Origin of the sequence: Streptomyces sp. NPDC057137 (assembly GCF_042670825.1) — a bacterium.
Classification (GTDB): domain Bacteria; phylum Actinomycetota; class Actinomycetes; order Streptomycetales; family Streptomycetaceae; genus Streptomyces.
Genome location: NZ_JBHUUW010000035.1, coordinates 29,864 through 46,462 on the forward strand (window position 1 = coordinate 29,864; position 16,599 = coordinate 46,462).

Here is a 16,599-nt window from a genome sequence, read left to right on the forward strand (position 1 = left end):
TACATGTTGAATCTGGAGAGACTGCGGATCCTGGACGCACTCGCCCGGCACGGCTCGGTGAGCGGCGCCGCCGATGGGCTCCATGTGACCACATCGGCCGTCTCGCAGCAGCTGGCCAAGCTGGAGCGGGAGGTCGGCCAGCAACTGCTCACCAAGCACGGGCGCGGCGTCCGGCTCACCGACGCGGGACGGCTGCTCGCCGACCACGCCGCACGGATCATCTCCCAGGTGGAACTCGCGCAGTCGGACATCGAGGCGCAGCGCGGTCAGGCGGTCGGTGAGGTGCGGCTCTCCGCGTTCCCCACGGCCGCCCGCGGTCTGTTCCCCGTCGCGCTCGCCTCGCTGCGCAAGGCGCATCCCGATCTGCGGGTGCGCTCACTGGAGTTGGAGCCGGACGGCGCGATCCGGCAGGTCCTGCGGGGCGATCTCGATCTCGCCGTCGTACTCGACTGGAACAACAAACGGCTGCCGGTGCCCGGCGGGCTCGCGACCGCGTCGCTGCTGGAGGACGCCGCCGATGTGGCGATGCCGGCCGATCACCCGCTGGCGGACCGGCGGGATGTCGATCTGGAGGAGTTCGCCCACGACTCGTGGGTGTCCTGGCCGACGGGCGAGTTCTGTCACGAGTGGCTGGTGTTCACGCTGCGTTCGAAGGGGATCGAGCCACGGATCGAGCACATGGCCGGTGAGCAGCACACCCAACTGGAGCTGGTCGGCGGCGGATTGGGGGTCTGTGTCGCGCCGAGGCTGGGGCGCGGGCAACTGCCCGGGAACGTCGTGGTGGTGCCCGTACGGCAGAAGATGTTCCGGCACGTGTACGCGGTGTGGCGCGCCGACGCCGACCGCCGCCCGTCGATCAGGGCGGCGGTCGAGGCGCTCGAAGAAGCGGCGGGGGTGGTGAAGTCGGCCGAGCCGGCGAAGGACTGACAGCTCGTCAGGCGAGCGAGATCGAGTCTCCCTCGACGGTGATCGCGGTGGCGCCCAGCGGCTTGTTCGCCGGGCCCTTCTTCACGCTGCCGTCCGCCGCGTCGAACTGACTGCCGTGGCAGGGGCAGGTGATGGTGCCGTTGGAGATGTCCCCCACCGTGCATCCGGAGTGGGTGCACACGGAGGAGAAGGCCTTGAACTCACCGGCCGCCGGCTGGGTGACCACGACGCCCTTGTCCTCGAAGACCTTGCCGCCGCCCTCCGGGATGTCGGCGGTCTTGGCGAGCACTTCTCCCTGCCCGCCGGATCCGCCGTCGCTGTCGCCGTTCGCGCCGTCGTCCGTCCCGCCGCTGCCCGCCGGCTTCTCGGCGGCGGATTCCGCCGAGTCGTCCGAGCCACAGGCGACGAGTGCCGCGCCCAGGCCGACGGCGCCCGCCGCCGCGACGACCGTACGGCGTGCCACCGTCCGGCCGGTGGCCGTCGGCGCGGTGCCCTGCGTTCCCGTCATGTCTGCTCCCTGTCCGTGCCCGGCTCCGGCGGCCGGTTCCTTAGGGGTACGCACCGCTGGGGCGCGGTGTTCAAGCCCGGGAAGATTTTCTCAAAGTTTCAAGGACTTCCCTCGGACATCAGGTGCGGGGGAGGGGCGGATTCCCGGGTGTTCAGTTGACGTCGTGTTCAGTTGACGTCGTGTTCAGTTGACGTCGTGCTCGGCGGCGTCGCCGTCGGACGCCGCGGCCGCCTCGTGCACGTGCTCGGCCGCCGCTGCCTCCGCCGCCTCCGGATCCCCCGCGACGATCGCCCGGACGATCGCGTCGTGCTGGCCGGGCGACAGGTCCCGGCGCCGGTTGATGTTGGTGCGGCTGACTATCGCGAACCTCGCCCAGATACGGTCGAGCGCGTCCTCCAGCAGAGGATTGCCCGACAGCCGCGCCAGCAGCATGTGGAAGTCGAGATTGGCACGCCACGCGTCGGCGGCGGTGCCCCCGTCCCCGGCCTCCCTCGCCGCGTGGCGGGACGCGTCCTTCAACTCGCCGAGCTGGGCGGGCGACAGCCGGCCGTCGCGCTGGGCGGTCGCGGCGAGCTTCGCGGCCAGCGCGTCCAGGGCGCCGTGGAGCTGCATGGCGTGCCGCATCTCCTGCGGGGAGAGCGAGCTGACCACCACGCCCCGGCCCGTCGAGGTGACCAGCCCATCGCTCTGGAGGCGGCGCAGCGCCTCGCGGACCGGGGTGCGGCTCATGCCGAGTTCTTCGCACAGGTCGAGTTCGGTGAGCCGGTCGCCGGGGTCGTTCTGGCCGGACAGAAGTCGCTCGCGCAGTCGCCGGTAGGCGAGTTCGGCCTGGTTGTGCATCCCTGGTCGCTCGGTGGAACGGTCGCGGGGTGAAGGCATGCTGTATGTATACATTGCATTCCAACCTCAGGGCAACGCGGGGCGGAACCGGGACGGCCGCGCGGGGTGGAGCCGGACGGCGCCGGAGCGCCCGACGACACCGGCGGTCAGTCCGCGAAGAACAGTCTCGCGGGTGTCTCGACCAGTATCCGACGGCGGTCGGCCTCGTCGGGCGCCCAGTCCGCGAGCAGGTTCAGCAACTCGCCCGTGTCGCGCCCCCCGTCCGGCAGATGGGGCCAGTCCGAGCCCCAGACGAGCCGGTCGGGGCGCGCCGCGACCAGGGCCCGTCCGATGGGCCCCACCACCGACAGGGGCTTGTCCTTGGCGATCCGGTAGGGACCGGACAGCTTGATGTAGCACCGGCCTCCGTCCATGACCCGCAGCAGCCGGTCGAAGTCGGCCTGGGTCAGCCCGTCCGACTCCTTCATGTAGCCCATGTGATCGATGACGAACCTGTCCTCCAGATCGGCGAGGAAGGGCAGCAGATCCCGGACCACCGTGCCCGGCGCGTAGAACTGGAGGTGCCAGCCGCGTTGCCGTGCGAGGACCGCCATCCGCCGGACGTACGCGACGATGTCCGCGGTCGGCCAGTCGGCGCGGGCGAAGAGATCGAGGCGTATCGCCCTGACCCCCGCCGCGTGCAGGCGGTCGAGTTCCTCGACACCCGCGTCGTCCTCGACGCGCGCGACCGCCCGGCAGTCGGGCCCCGCCGCGCGCAGCACATGGAGCAGCAGACTGTTGTCGGTGCCGTAGTACGTCGGCTGGACCAGCACCATGCGCCGGATACCGAGCTGTCGCGTCAGGGCCAGATACTGCTCCAGCGTGCCGTCCGGGAACGTGTAGAGCGGATCGGGCACATGGGCGTATCCGGGCTCGAACACATGGAAGTGCGTGTCGCAGCTGTCGGGCGGGACCGCGAAGCGCGGCCTCGTGTTGGTCTCGGCGGCGCGCATGGGCGTCGTCTCAAGGGGCGATGGGGCCATGGTGGGTCTCCCTCTCGTTACGGGCGTTGGCGTCGGCCGCCTGATAGAGCAACGCGGTGTCGGTCCCGGTCAGCCGGAGCGGGCAGCCGCCGATCGTGAGGAGGGAGTCGAGGACCGCCCGGTCGGCGACACCGCCGATCATCATCAGCTTTCCGTGGCGCCGGCACGCCTCGGCGACCGTCACGACCGCGTCGCGCAGCCGTGGATCCCCGTACTGCCCCGGTACGCCCAGCTCCGCGGTGAAGTCGTTCGCGCCGATGCCGAGCATGTCCACACCGTCCAGCCGGGCAATGGCGTCGGCGTTCGCGATGCCGGCCGGTGTTTCCAGGAGCACCTGGACGACGGTGGTGTCGTCGAGCGCCGGGTTCAACTCCCGTGCGGGCGTGGGGCGCAGGCCCAGCTGGGGGACCATCGTGGTCTGTGAGCGCTGGCCGCGCGGAGGGAAACGGCAGGCGCGGGCGACCTGTTCGGCCTCCTCGGGTGTCTCGATACGAGGCGCGACGACACCGTGCGCGCCACCGTCCAGCAGGCGGCCGATCATGCCGTACTCGCGCTCGGGGATCCGTACGAGCGCGGTCATGCCGAGGCTGCCGGCGGCGGCGCAGAGCTGGGCGGCCACGTCGGTCGACATGGTGGAGTGTTCGAGGTCGACCATGATGCTGTGATGGCCGGTCGAGTGCGCGATGTGGACCACGTCGGACGTGCGGCTGGTACGGATTCCCAGCATCAGGGTCAACTCGCCCGCGTGGAGGCGGTCCAGGAACGGACCGCGTGCCGGGGCCGGGTGCGTCGTGGGGGTCATGACCCGGCTCCGCCCGTGGTGCGGTCGTCCTCGAACTCACCTTGTTCGTAAGGCGGTTCGGGGTACGGCTCGCCGTCGAGACCGGGCACGGTGATGGCGAGGGGGTCGTTGTCGTGGGCGACGAGCTGCTGGGCGGCGTAGTCGCTGACGGCGCCGGAGAGCAGTTGGCGGGGGTCCTCCATGACCAGGCGCAGCCGGGTGACCAGCGTGAACCAGTCGTCGGCGGAGCGGATCGGGGGCATCTCGGTGACCGTGGCGGTCTCGTCGGACGTGCGGCGTTCTCGCTCGCCGTAATCGCCGTAATCGCCGGGGGAGAACGCCGGATAGCCGTCGAACATCGAGGCGCCGAGTTCGACGGTCGCGCGGGTCCCCGACCACAGGGCGCGCATGACCGGCTCCAGCGCGGCCACCTCACTGAGGTCGCCGTCGACGGGAGTGCGGAACACGGGGGCGTGCGGCGCCATGTACAGCCGGTCCAGGGGCAGTTCGCGCCGCGAGGCGGCGAGCACGATCGCCGCGACGCTGCTCGTGCGCCAGGTCACCCCCGCCGTCGGCCGGCCCTGCTGGCCCGCGATGACCACCATCGTGCGGGACCAGTCGATCGCCTGGCTGTCGCACCAGGCGATGAGGCGATGGGCGGTGTCCATGCCGACGAGGAAGAACGTGGCGACCATGACCCGGTTGAAGGACACCGGTTGCCCGGGGTCGTCGCTGTCCTCCAGATAACACTCGCGCAGCGAGCGGTGGTTGAGGTAGGAGGGGTCGTCGAGGCACCGGACGAGATAGCGCTCGGTCATGGCGCAGGTGTGGTCGACCATCGCCGCGATGGCCCGTTCCCGGCCCGCGTAGGCGGGCGCGGCGATGACGTCGCGCCACAGTCCCGGACTGTTGGCCGCGCGCGAGCGCCGCACCTGGCTCAGCAGTCGCTCCGCGTCCGCCCGCCACACCGCCGGGCCGTCGCCGTCGCCGCCGGGGTCCTGTTCGCGCAGGGCGACCAGTGAGGCCAGGGCGGGGCCGAGGTGGGAGACGGCGGCGAGTTCCTTGAAACCGCGGGTGGACAGACGGAAGCCGAGCACGGTCGGCGCGCGGCCGTCGCCGGGGTAGAGCGCCATGTCCGCGCCGGTCACGACGAGCAGCGGATCGCCGTCGGTGGCGCGCGTGGCGGCCTCGCGCAGATGCGCGCCGATGGAGTCGGGGCCGGCGGTGTAGGTGGTGAACAGGTCGATGAGTTCAGGACTCTCGTATGAGGCCATGGTGCGTTCTCTCCGATTGCTGCGGGCGGGGGGAGACGGGCGGTCGGGGCACTCGGCGACCCGGCGCGTACGGCCACTCGGCGGGTACGGCCACGTGGCGCGTACCGTCACTCGGCGTACGCGGCGGGCTCAGCCCGTGAAGCGGTAGACCACGCTCTCGGCGGCGAAACGCAGGTCGGCGCTCAGGGAGTTGGTCACCACCAGCAGCGGGTGCGCCGATTGGTCGTCCAGCACGGCGACATCGGTGCCGCCGGTGGTGGGGAACTCCGCCACGGTCTCCAGCCGGGCCCCGTCCCAGCGGTAGATCTGCGAGCGCAGTGCGGTCGTCGGATCGGCCGGGGTGCCGTGGATGAAGTTGATCCGGACGACATGGAGCCCGTTCGGGGTCCGCACCACCGCCAGTTCACGGCCGCCCGCCCCCGCCAGCCGCTGGTGCTCCACGAAGCGCCCGGAGCCGGCCTCCCAGCGCAGTACCCGCGAGCCGTCGTCGATGCGGGCGACCACGAGGTAGCGGGTGCCGTCGGCCGGGTCGGCGAAGGTCGCGAAGGCCCGTCCCGCCGTGTCGGCGAGCTGCTGGTGGGCCGTGAACCGGGTCCCGTCCCAGCGGTACAGCACGCTCGGCGAGACATGGTCGGCGTGCGCGAGGAAGTGGGCGCCGTCCACGTCGAACGCGTGCCAGTTGTACGCCCACCGGGAGGGGATGTCCTGGAAGTGGGCGAAGCGGTCGCCGTCCCAGGCGTAGATGACCGAGGGCCGGTTCTCCGTCTCCTTCCCCGGCACCGCCACCCCCTGCGCCAGCGCGAGGAAATGGGTGTCGCCGATGGTGAAGTGGCGCCACTGCTTGGCGGCGAAGGTGTCGAAGACCTGGAAGGGCGCGAAGCCCTCGCCGTCCCACTCGTACACCGTCGACGGTGCCGTGTAGTTGTACGGGCCCGCACCCGTACGGATGCTCGCCACGGCCAGGAACGCCCGCTCTCCCACGGTGAAGAACTCGGCGTCCTCCCCGCCCGGCGCGGCCAACTCACGCCACGGTACGAACCGTTCACCCGCGCGGCGCAACAGGCGCAGGCTCGTCTCGCTGTCACCGCCGTTCATGTGCGCGGGCGCGCCGGGTATGTCGTAGGCGAGCTGGGGGATCGCCAGGAATTCCGCGTCACCGATCCGGAAGGGCTGCGCGGCGCGGGCACCGGAGGTCGGCAGTGTCTGGATCTCCGTCAGCCGGGCCTCGCGGACGCCGTCGATACTCGTCATGTCGCCTTGTCGCCTTCCACGTCGTGGGTCACGGGGATCGTCACGACCGCCCGCTCGGGCGGCTGCGACGAGAGGGCCTCCCGCTCGGCCGGCCGCGCCGTCCCGCCGAAGAACAGCTGCGCCATGTCCGGGTCCGCGAGCAGCGTGTCGGCCGGTCCCGTGTGGATCACCCGGCCGCCCTCCATGACGACGGCGTCGTCCGCGAGGGCCAGCCCGAAGCGCACGTTCTGTTCGACCATCAGCACCGTCACCCCCTGCTCCTTGAGCCGCAGCACCGACTCCTCGATCAGCGCGCACGCCTTGGGGTCGAGGCCGAGGGTCGGCTCGTCGAGCAGGACGACACGGGGGCTGAGCATCAGCGAGCGGGCGAACTCGACGATGCGGCGCTGACCGCCGGAGAGCGCGGCGGCCTTCTCCGCCGCCCGCTCGGCGACGATCGGGAAGATCTGGGCGATCTCGTCGTACCGGCGGCGGTTGCGGTCGCGTTCCTTCCTGCGTACGTACGCGCCGAGCAGCACGTTCTCGCGGACGGACAGCGACGGGAACAGACCGTGGTGCTGCGGTACCTGGACGACTCCCTGCCGCAGGATGTGTGCGGGCGACAGGTGCCCGATCTCCTCGCCGTCGAGCGTCACCTGGCCGTCGCGGGGTGTCAGCAGGCCGCTGCAGACCTTCAACACCGTTGACTTGCCCGCTCCGTTGGGGCCGACGACACAGGTGATGGCGGCCTCGGCCGCGGTGAAGTCGACTCCGCGCAGGATGTCGCCGGCCCGTCCGTAGCCGGCCACCAGGCCCTTGAAGGTGATCATTCGGTCGCTCCCGTCGTGCCCGCCATGGCCGGTCGGCTGTCTCCGAGGTACGCGTCCAGGACGGCCGGGTCCCGCTCGATCTCGCCGGGCGGGCCGCTCGCGATCACCTGACCCTGCGCCAGTACATGGATGTGGTCGCACAGCGACAGCACCAGCGGCATGTTGTGCTCGACGATCACGACGGTCGTGCCCGCCTCGTTGAGCTTGCGGACGATGTCGGTGATCCGCTCGACGAGCGCCGGGTTGATGCCCGCGGCGGGCTCGTCCAGGAGCAGCAGTCTCGGCTCCAGCACCAGAGCCTGCGCCAGCTCGATCAACTTCTGCTGCCCGTAGGACAGTTCGCCCGCCAGATGGTGGGAGTACGCGCCCATGCCGACGAACTCCAGCCACTCCTGGGCGCGTTCGGCCTCCTCGCCGCTGAACACCCCGGCGCGCAGCCCGCGCGTCGAGTACGACCGGCTCGGCACGGCCAGATTCTCCAGCGCGGTCAGCCGGGGGAAGACCCGGGTCGCCTGGAACGTACGGGCGAGCCCTGAGTGCGCGCGCCGCCACCGCGGCAGCCGGTCGACACGCCGCCCGGCCAGCTCGATCGTGCCGCTGTCCGCGCCGAGGCTGCCGTCGAGCAGGTTGAACACGGTGGTCTTGCCCGACCCGTTGGGGCCGATGAGCCCGGTGATCGACCCCTCCCGCACGGTGAACGAGCAGCCGTCGACCGCCTTCACCCCGCCGAACGCCTTCCCGAGCCCGCTCACCCGCAACAGCGGCTCACCGGCGGGGAGTTCGCTCGGCCGTCGGGGCTCCGACGGCGCCGGCAGGACGGCCGGTACGTCGGTGAGCCGGACCCCGGCCCGCGCCTGAGGAGCCGTACCGCGACGCCGGGACAGCCACGCGCGGGTCTCCGTGATGATGCCCCGGGGCAGGAAGAGCACGATCACGGCCAGGAGCGTCCCGTACATGATCATTCGCCAGGATCCGGCGTCGGGGCCGCTGAGGGTCTGGTTGGTGAACTGGTTGAGCGGTTCCAGCAGGAACGCGCCCAGCACGGGACCCCACAGGGTGCCCACCCCGCCCAGATGCGCGGCCAGCAGGATCTGCATCGCGATGACGATGTCGAACATCGCGGCCGGTTCCAGGAAGGAGATGTAGTAGCCGTACACCCCGCCCGCCATCCCGATGGGGAGCGCGCTGACCGCGAAGGCCAGCATCTTGTACCGGTCGGTGCGCACCCCGACGCCGTCGGCCTTCGACTCGTCGTCGCGGATCGCGAGCAGCCCGATGCCGAACGTGGACCGCCGGATGGCCCACGACGCCCAGACCGTCAGGATCAGCAGCACCAACAGGGCGTAGTAGAAGGGGATGTTGAGCAGGTCGCGGTCCCACGACGGCAGCGGCAGCGCCAGCCCGTGGTTGCCGTTGGTCAGTGACGACCAGTTGGACACCAGCAGCGCCGCGAACTCCAGGAACGCGAAGCTGACGATGACGAAGGCGATGCCCCGGGTGCGCCGCCCGACGAGGCCGAGCAGCAGGGCGGCGGCGGCCGAGGTGAGCCCGCCGACCGGCGCGGCCAGCAGCGGTGACCAGCCCAGATGGATCGACAGCAGGGCCGTCGTGTAGGCGCCGATGCCGAGGAAGGCGCTCTGCCCCAGGGAGACATAGCCGGTGTACCCGGAGATGATGTTCCAGCCGGACGCCATGACGGCCAGCAGGAAAACCATGATCGCCATGTTCTGGTAGTACGCGTTGTCGGAGACGACGGGGAAGAGGACCAGGACCGTCACCGCGAGAGCGAGGGCGGCGGCCTGGAGCCGGCGCGGGGTCGCCCAGGTGTTCCCGGCGTTGATGCGTGGCACGTTCATGCGCGGCTCATGTCCTCTCGCAGCCGGGCGCCCAGCAGGCCTTGGGGACGGACGACGAGCACCGCGATGATCGCCACGTACGGCACGGCGCTCGCCCAGTCCGGTGAGACATAGGTCGTGGTCATCGACTCGGCGACCGCGATGACCAGCGCGCCGAGGATGCTGCCCGGCAGACTGCCCATGCCGCCGAGCACGATGATGGAGAGCAGCAGCCCGATCCAGTGGTCGGACGAGCTGGGCATGAACGGGTACAGCACGCTCAGCAGCGACCCGCCCGCGCCGGCGGCGGCGATGCCGATCGCGTACGAGGCCGCCCAGGTCCGTCGTACGTCGATACCGATGAGCCGGGCGCCCTCCGAACTCGTCGCCGTGGCCCGGATGGAGCGCCCGAGCCAGGTGCGGGTCAGCAGCACGTACAGGGCGAGAAGCACGACGGCGGCGACCATCGTCGCGTACACCTGCGCCTGCGGCAGCTTCATCCCGAGCACCGAGAAGGAGCGGTTGGCGTACCCCGGCGAGACGGAGTGCAGGTCGTTGCCCCAGACGAGCGCGACCACTCCCTTGGTGACCAGCGCGAGTCCGAAGGTGGTCACCAGCGCCATCGACGCGTCCGTCGTACGGGAGCGCTCGACGACCAGGTAGTACGTCACCCAGCCCACCAGCAGCAGGGAGGGCGTTGTCAGCAGCACCAGGATCAGTGGGTCGAGGCCGGTGGCCTCCCACAGTGAGTAGGTGAGATACGAGCTGAGGATCAGCATCGCGCCCTGAGCGAGGTTCGCCACCTTCATCACGCCGAAGATCAGGTTCATGCCGGACGACGCGAGCGCGTACACGCCGCCGACCAGCAGCCCCAGGATCAGCGTCTGGGCGAGTTGCCCCATCAGGACCACCCGGGCTTCGGGTTGACGATGCCGTCCACCGTCTTCTGGCTCTCGGGGAGGATGAACTCCAGCTTTCCGCCCTGCCACTGCGCCAGCAGCATGTCGCCGTCCGGCACCCCGCGGTCGTCCCACTTCAGCGGGCCGACGATCGTCTGCACCGTGTGCGAACGCAGCCAGTCGCGGAGCTTGTCCTGGTCGAGGCTGCCCACGCCCTTGACCGCGGCCTCCAGCACCTGACCGGCGGTGTACGCGTTGGCGGCGTCCTCCGTCGGAGCCGTACCGAACTTCGCCGTGTAGTCCTTCACGAAGCGCTGGTTGTCCGGGTAGGTGGCCTTCGGGCTCCAGGCCGTGATGGTGAACACGCCTTCGGTGTTCTTCTCGCCGACGCCCTTGCCGAACGTCTGGACGACGCTGGGGCTGTTCGTCTGGAAGAGCATCTTGGGGCTGAACTCCTGCTTCTGGAGCGCCTTGACGAAGCCGACCCCGTCCGCGCTGACGGCGCCGTGCACGATCAGGTCGGGCTTGGCGCGGGCCACCGAGTCGGCTATCGGGTCGAAGTTGACCGTCTCCGGCGCGTACTTCTCGTGGTAGACGCTTCTGACGCCCAGCTTGGTGAGCGCCGTGCGGAACGCCTCGATCGCCACGTCGGTGTTGGGATCGTCCTGGGTGGGATAGGCGGCGGTCTTCGGCCGCTGGTCGGCCGGCAGCGACTCGATGAGCGCGAGGAACTGGTCCGGCAGGCTGAGCGAGGTGCTGGGCTGCGCGAAGAAGAGGTAGTCGTAACCGCGGTTGAAGATCTCCTCGGCGCCGCCCGACGGCTCCACGTAGAGCATCTTGTTGCGCTCGGCCACCGACGAGGCGGGCAGGTTGAGCTTGGAGGAGAAGGTGCCGAGGAGCAGGTCGACGCGGTCCTGGCTGATCAGGCGGTTGTAGTTGGTGACGACGGTGTTCTGGTCGAAGCCGTCGTCGAGGACGTTGAGTTCGACGTCGCGGCCGAGCAGCCCGCCCTCCTCGTTCACCTCGTCGCGCCAGAGTTTGTACGCCTCGTAGGCGGGCTTCGAGGAGTCGGCGACCGGGCCGGACAGCGGCAGTGAGGCGCCGACCTTGATCGCCCCGTCCCCGTCGCCGGAACCCTGTCCCGAGCCGCAGGCCGTGGCGACGAGCAGCGTCACCGACAGCGCGACCGGCACTGTCAGCTTCCTGATCCGGAGCCCGCTGGGACCACTTCTTGGCATGGCACTCACCTCTGGCCGGCGGTTGGAGAGGGCGGCTGGGCCTGCCCTCGTTCGTTGAGCGCAATGTATACATTGCGTTCCGAACGGATGACAAGGGTTGTGACAGGGCTCGTCCGGAAGTGCGGAAACCCGTCGGAAACCCGGCGGTGTCCCGTTGACAGGAGCCCGTGGCGGGCGGAACATTCCGGCCGGGCCGATGAATGAATCAAAGTTCATCATGCGAACAAGAGGCTGGAGGCGTCGTTCATGCGCACCACCGTCGGCATCATCGGCAGCGGCCCGGCCGGGCTGCTCCTCGCCCGGCTGCTGCACCGGGCGGGCATCGACTGCGTCGTCCTGGAGAGCCGGGAGCGCGCCCATGTCGAGCGCCGCCAGCGCGCGGGCATCCTCGAACAGGCCACCGTCGACGCGCTGCGCGCCGTCGGCGCCGCACAGCGCCTGGACGCCGAAGCACTTGTGCACGACGGCATCGAACTGCGCTGGAACGGCCGGGGCCACCGCGTCGACTTCCCCTCGCTCACCGGCGGGCGCCGCGTGTGGGTGTACGCCCAGACCGAGGTCGTCAAGGACCTGATCGCGTTGCGACTGGCGGACGGCGCACCGCTGTTCTTCGGCGCGCGGGTCCACGCGGTTGAGGGCGCCGACACGGACCGGCCCGTCGTCCGCTACACCCACGAGGGCAAGGAGAAGACCCTCACCTGTGACTACGTGGTGGGCTGCGACGGGTTCCACGGAGTGGCGCGTGACGCGGTCCCCGCGACCCTGCGGCGTACCTTCGAGCGGGTCTATCCCTACTCCTGGCTCGGCATCCTCGCCGATGTCCCGCCCTCCTGCGACGAGTTGATCTACGCGCACTCTCCCCGTGGCTTCGCGCTGCACAGCATGCGTACGCCGCACGTCAGCCGGCTCTATCTGCAAGTGCCCAACGGCACCGACCCCGCCGACTGGTCCGACCGGCGGATCTGGGACGAACTCGACACACGCTTCGCCGTCGACGGTGCGTGGCGGCTACGGCGCGGGCCCATCACCGCCAAGTCCGTCCTGCCGATGCGCAGCTCCGTCACCGAACCCATGCGTTACGGGAGGCTCTTCCTCGCGGGCGACGCCGCCCACATCGTGCCGCCCACCGGTGCCAAGGGACTCAACCTCGCCGCCGCCGATGTCGTGGTCCTCGCGCGCGCCCTCGCGCACCGGGCGGAGACCGGCTCGGCGGACCTCCTCGACGCGTACTCCGACACCTGCCTGCGCCGGGTGTGGCGCGCCGAGCACTTCTCGTACTTCATGACCACCACGCTCCACACCGACCCCGGCCGGAGCGACTTCGAGACGCGCCTCCAGATCTCCCAGCTCGACCGGATCGCCTCGTCACCGCACGCGGCGGCCGAACTCGCCGAGAACTACACGGGCTTGCCGCTGCCGCACGCGTGACGCGCGGCCCACAGGGTCTAGGACTCCGTACCGAGACCTGTGATCCCCGCGGCGACCGGCAGATGGTCGCTGCCCGTCGCGGGCAGGGTGCGGATGTGGGCGACGGTCGCCGAGCGGGCCATGACCTGGTCGATCCGGGCCAGCGGGAAGGCGGTGGGGAAGCTGAGGGCGAAGCCCCGTTCCGCCACGTTCAGCCGTGAGGTCAGCGGGGCCAGTCCGCGGTCGTCCACCGTGCCGTTGAGGTCGCCCAGCAGGACCACCGCGTCCGTCCGCTCGGCGGCCACGGCCCTGCCCAGCAGACCGGCGCTCTCGTCGCGCGAGGACGACGCGAGGCCGCTCGCCCGGAAGCGGACCGAGGGGAGATGCGCGACGTACGCCGCGATCTCGCCGTGCGGCGTGTCGACCACGGTACGCAGCCCGCGATTCCACCCCTCCGCGATCCCCCGTGGTCTGATGTCCAGCAGCCGGGTGCCGGTGAGCGGATGCTTCGACCAGAGTCCGACGGTGCCCCGGACCGCGTGGTACGGGTAGTCGGGCGCGAGGGTCTTCTCGTAGACCGTCAGCGCCGGGGGCACCAGCTCCTCCAGCGCGATGAGATCCGGCTCGGCGGCGGCCAGCGTACGGGCCGTGCCCGCCGGGTCGGTGTTCTCGTCGCTGACGTTGTGCTGCACGACGACCAGGTCGTACGAGTCGGCCTCCGTACCGGGCAGGAACAGCCCGCCGAAGAGATTCGTCCACGCCGCCACCGGCAGCAGCAGGGCGACCAGCGCGACGGTCGAACGGCGCAGCAGCGCCAGAGCGAGCAGCACCACGACCACCAGGCCGAGCCACGGCAGGAACGCCTCCAGCGAACTGCCCAGCCGGCCGGGGAAGTTCGGCACGGCCCGGTGGAACGCCAGGAGCGCGGCGGTCAGTACCGCGAGCGCGGCGAGCACCCGTCCCCGCCGCCGGGCCCACCAGGCCGACCGGTCCCGCGCGTCCGCGCTCGTGTCCTCCCGCACCTGCTCCACCATGGCTTCCCATCCGCTCGACCGTGCTCATCAAGACGTACGAGCGAGTGGATCAGTTGCCGATCAGCTGCCGTTGCCGGGAAGTGCTTGCTCCCGGTCCGCGCTCGACACGGCGGGGGCCGGGGGAGTCCAGCGGCGCGTGCGCGGGACGGTGGAGGAGAGGCCGTAGTCCTTCTTGAGCTGCTCGGGGATGGCGTAGTGCATGACGCGGCCGCGCGTGAGGGAGGAGAGTTCGAGCAGGGTGGTGAGGTGACCGACCCGGTCCAGTGCCCAGGCGCCGTACGGCGAGCGGTCCTCGACGGTCTCCAGCAGATTCAGCAGCACGGGGACCGCCTTCACGAGCGTGTCCCACCGGGTGCGCGGCACCTCCAGCCAGTCGGCGCTCGTGTCACCCATCAGATGGCGGATGAGCGCGGACACGACGGGATCGAGGAGCGTGCCGGGCACCACTTCCTCGTACAGGTCGATCAACTGCCGTGTGAGGTCGGCGCCTTCCTGGCTGGGGCCCATGTGGCGCGACATGTACAGATCCGAGAAGTGGCGTGCCGCCCCTAGATCGGCGGGCGCGTGGTCCTGGTCGACACCGAGCATCGCGCCGACCACCCGCCAGGCGTAGTAGTACGACTCCGCCCCGTTCACGCTCATATGGATGCCGAGGCGGTGCAGGGCGTCCAGCACCTGGATGGAGAACATCATCTGCCCGCCGATCATGTCCTCCTGACAGATCGGCGTTCCGAGCCCGGCCACGTCCCAGAGCCCCTCGCGCCCCAGGTGATGGCGGATCGACGCGTGCAGGAGCCGGACCTTCTGAGCGGCGGGGATGAACCGGCTGCCCGCCTCGAAGGCGTTCGGCTGCATGAGATGGACCGTGAACTGACCGGTCTCGGCCATCCGCTTCGAGGGGTACTTGAGCGAGTGGGTCGCCGACAGCAGCTTCGCGATGTGCGGTACGACGTAACAGGCGGGCATGGAGGCGAAGGACAGCGCGGTGGAGATGTGCACGTTGTTGTCGATGAAGAACAGCCGCGCCTTCTCCATCTCGTCCCAGTCCACCCACGCCGGCGGCCCGTTGGTCTCGTGCAGATACTCACGGGCCACGTCCGGCAGCCCGTCGGGGAGGTCCTGACCGACGGTGGAGACGTAGCGCATGAGGGAGTTGAACGTGCCGACCTCGCCGCGCTCGAAGAGGGTCGCGACGGTGGCGTCGGCGAGTTCGTCACCGTACCCGCGCAGGGCGTTGAGGGACTGTTCGGTGTAGGCCACGGTCGACCCTTTCGAGAGGTGGGGGCTCCGGAACCGGCGGCGGACGGCGGTCGGTCGGGTCAGACGGATCTGTTGGGTCAGTCGGGTCAGTCGGGCCGGCTCGTGGCCGCCGTGGCCAGGTGGGTCAGGGAACGGTGGGCGAGGTCGGGAATTCCGGCGCCGCCCAGCGCGCCGACGGCGAGCCCGACCCGCTCGGTGATCATGTCCTCGACGCGCTCGCGCGCCCCGGTGCGCTCCACGACGGCGCGCACACAACCCAACTGAGTGGCCGTCAGAGTGCGGCGGCCGAGAAGAGCCGTCAACTCGCGGCGTTCGGCGGGGGTGGCCGCCTGCCGGGTGAGGGCGATCAGCGTGGTGGGACGGGCGGCGGAGATGTCGTCGGTGTTCGACTTGCCCGTGGTCGCGGGTTCGCCGAACAACCCGATGAGGTCGTCCCGCAGTTGGAACGCCTCACCCAGCGGGAGGCCGTAGTCGGTGAACACCTCGCGCAGGACGGGATCGGCGCCGGCGAGTCCGGCACCGATGTGCAGCGGATGCTCGACGGTGTACTTCGCCGTCTTGTAGCGGATCACCTTCAGGGACCGCCGTACGTCGGACTCGCCCTCGGGGTGCAGGATCTCCAGCGCCTCCCCGGCGATCAACTCGCGCGCCAGTACGGCCCACAGGCCGCGGGCCTGCCCCAGATAGGCCGCGGGCAGTCCACAGCCGGCGAACATCTGACCGGCCCACGCCATCAGCAGGTCCCCGGCCAGCATCGCCATCGACCGTGCCCGCGACTTGGGGCGCGATCCGGCCGAGAACGCGCCGCGCAGGGCCACCTGGGCGGTCGGCAGGCCGTGCCGCAGGGCGCTGTCGTCGATGATGTCGTCGTGGACCACCGCGGCGGCGTGGACGAGTTCCATGCTCGCCGCCGCTCGTACCATCGCGTCGCTGTCCGGTTGGCCCGCCGCCCGCCAGCCCCAGTAGCAGAAGGCCGAGCGCAGCCGTTTCCCGCGAGCGGTCACGGCCGTCAGGACATCGACGAGCGGCGCCAGTTCGTCGTCCAGCGCGAGCAGCGCCTCGGCCTCGGTCCGTACGAACCTCTCCAGTTCCCGGTCGACGCGGGACTTCAACGCCGCCTGTTCGCGGGGCTCAGTCACCTGTGCCGCCGGCAGCGGCGTCCGCGGCGGTCTCCGCGGCGGCCCGGCGTTGTGCGTGGCGCGCGAGCACCTCCATGTGCGCCTCGCCCCCGGCGCCGAAGAGACCGGCGCTCAGGCGGTCGGGGCTCAGGCGCTCGGTGCCGAGGCGGTCGAGGGCCAGCCGGCCGCGTGCCTGGAGGTCCCGGCTGCCCTGCGCCGCCAGGGCGCCGATGTCGGAGCGGCCCAGCAGACCGTGCGCCGCCTTCAGCGCCGACCCGCACGTGCTCAGCGCCAGATCCGCCAGTCCGGCCAGCAGAAGAACCGGCCGGCCCCCGCTGTCACCGTCGCCACGGTCGTCCTCCGGCAAGCCCACGGTCCCCACCCCTCTGCCCCACG

The 16,599-nt window shown here is 70.7% G+C and carries 16 protein-coding genes; 2 read left to right on the plus strand and 14 right to left on the minus strand.

The genetic code is table 11. From position 1 onward, the window contains the following. Window positions 1-3: 3 nt before the first annotated feature. Window positions 4-927, plus strand: coding sequence for a LysR family transcriptional regulator (locus ACFT9I_RS25035; RefSeq protein ID WP_382567650.1), 924 nt, complete (start codon window positions 4-6; stop codon window positions 925-927). A gap of 7 nt (window positions 928-934) precedes the next feature. On the opposite strand, the gene ACFT9I_RS25040 is transcribed toward ACFT9I_RS25035, so the two are convergent. The 10 genes from ACFT9I_RS25040 to ACFT9I_RS25085 form a co-directional block, all read right to left on the minus strand. Beyond that, window positions 935-1,435, minus strand: coding sequence for a Rieske (2Fe-2S) protein (locus ACFT9I_RS25040; RefSeq protein ID WP_382567652.1), 501 nt, complete (start codon window positions 1,433-1,435; stop codon window positions 935-937). Window positions 1,436-1,618: 183 nt separating this feature from the next. Further along, entirely contained in the window at window positions 1,619-2,314 is a 696-nt protein-coding gene (locus tag ACFT9I_RS25045; RefSeq protein WP_382567654.1) for a GntR family transcriptional regulator, read from the minus strand. Between the two features lie 107 nt (window positions 2,315-2,421). Continuing rightward, window positions 2,422-3,297 carry an amidohydrolase family protein gene (locus tag ACFT9I_RS25050; RefSeq protein WP_382567655.1) on the minus strand — a complete coding sequence of 292 codons (876 nt, stop codon included), beginning with the start codon at window positions 3,295-3,297 and terminating at the stop codon, window positions 2,422-2,424. Next, the gene (locus ACFT9I_RS25055) at window positions 3,278-4,099 is read right to left on the minus strand and encodes an HpcH/HpaI aldolase/citrate lyase family protein (protein ID WP_382567656.1); all 822 of its coding nucleotides are present in this window, start codon (window positions 4,097-4,099) and stop codon (window positions 3,278-3,280) included. The genes ACFT9I_RS25050 and ACFT9I_RS25055 overlap by 20 nt, the downstream gene beginning before the upstream one ends. After that, on the minus strand, window positions 4,096-5,352 hold the full coding sequence (locus tag ACFT9I_RS25060; RefSeq protein WP_382567657.1) for a DUF5624 domain-containing protein: 1,257 nt from the start codon (window positions 5,350-5,352) through the stop codon (window positions 4,096-4,098). The genes ACFT9I_RS25055 and ACFT9I_RS25060 overlap by 4 nt, the downstream gene beginning before the upstream one ends. Before the next feature lie 129 nt (window positions 5,353-5,481). Next, on the minus strand, window positions 5,482-6,603 hold the full coding sequence (locus ACFT9I_RS25065; RefSeq protein WP_382567659.1) for a hypothetical protein: 1,122 nt from the start codon (window positions 6,601-6,603) through the stop codon (window positions 5,482-5,484). Further along, window positions 6,600-7,412, minus strand: a complete 813-nt coding sequence (locus ACFT9I_RS25070; protein ID WP_382567661.1) for an ABC transporter ATP-binding protein — start codon at window positions 7,410-7,412, stop codon at window positions 6,600-6,602. Before ACFT9I_RS25070 ends, ACFT9I_RS25065 begins: the two co-directional genes overlap by 4 nt. Continuing rightward, a complete protein-coding gene (locus ACFT9I_RS25075) occupies window positions 7,409-9,268 on the minus strand; it encodes an ATP-binding cassette domain-containing protein (RefSeq protein WP_382567664.1) in 1,860 nt (619 codons plus the stop codon). Before ACFT9I_RS25075 ends, ACFT9I_RS25070 begins: the two co-directional genes overlap by 4 nt. Beyond that, entirely contained in the window at window positions 9,265-10,149 is an 885-nt protein-coding gene (locus ACFT9I_RS25080) for a branched-chain amino acid ABC transporter permease (RefSeq protein WP_382567666.1), read from the minus strand. The genes ACFT9I_RS25075 and ACFT9I_RS25080 overlap by 4 nt, the downstream gene beginning before the upstream one ends. Continuing rightward, window positions 10,149-11,384 carry an amino acid ABC transporter substrate-binding protein gene (locus tag ACFT9I_RS25085; protein WP_382567667.1) on the minus strand — a complete coding sequence of 412 codons (1,236 nt, stop codon included), beginning with the start codon at window positions 11,382-11,384 and terminating at the stop codon, window positions 10,149-10,151. Before ACFT9I_RS25085 ends, ACFT9I_RS25080 begins: the two co-directional genes overlap by 1 nt. 246 nt (window positions 11,385-11,630) lie before the next feature. Between ACFT9I_RS25085 and ACFT9I_RS25090 the strand changes: the two genes are divergently transcribed. After that, complete coding sequence (locus tag ACFT9I_RS25090; RefSeq protein ID WP_382567669.1) at window positions 11,631-12,812, plus strand: 4-hydroxybenzoate 3-monooxygenase; 1,182 nt, start codon at window positions 11,631-11,633, stop codon at window positions 12,810-12,812. A gap of 17 nt (window positions 12,813-12,829) precedes the next feature. On the opposite strand, the gene ACFT9I_RS25095 is transcribed toward ACFT9I_RS25090, so the two are convergent. From ACFT9I_RS25095 to ACFT9I_RS25110, 4 genes are all read right to left on the minus strand, one after another. Continuing rightward, on the minus strand, window positions 12,830-13,747 hold the full coding sequence (locus ACFT9I_RS25095) for an endonuclease/exonuclease/phosphatase family protein (RefSeq protein ID WP_382567716.1): 918 nt from the start codon (window positions 13,745-13,747) through the stop codon (window positions 12,830-12,832). Between the two features lie 138 nt (window positions 13,748-13,885). Further along, complete coding sequence (locus ACFT9I_RS25100) at window positions 13,886-15,085, minus strand: oxygenase MpaB family protein (protein WP_382567670.1); 1,200 nt, start codon at window positions 15,083-15,085, stop codon at window positions 13,886-13,888. An 86-nt stretch (window positions 15,086-15,171) separates the two neighbouring features. Continuing rightward, window positions 15,172-16,224: a polyprenyl synthetase family protein gene (locus tag ACFT9I_RS25105; protein ID WP_382567671.1), complete on the minus strand. Its 1,053-nt coding sequence runs from the start codon at window positions 16,222-16,224 to the stop codon at window positions 15,172-15,174. Next, window positions 16,217-16,576: a hypothetical protein gene (locus ACFT9I_RS25110; protein WP_382567673.1), complete on the minus strand. Its 360-nt coding sequence runs from the start codon at window positions 16,574-16,576 to the stop codon at window positions 16,217-16,219. Before ACFT9I_RS25110 ends, ACFT9I_RS25105 begins: the two co-directional genes overlap by 8 nt. Between the last annotated feature and the right edge of the window lie 23 nt (window positions 16,577-16,599).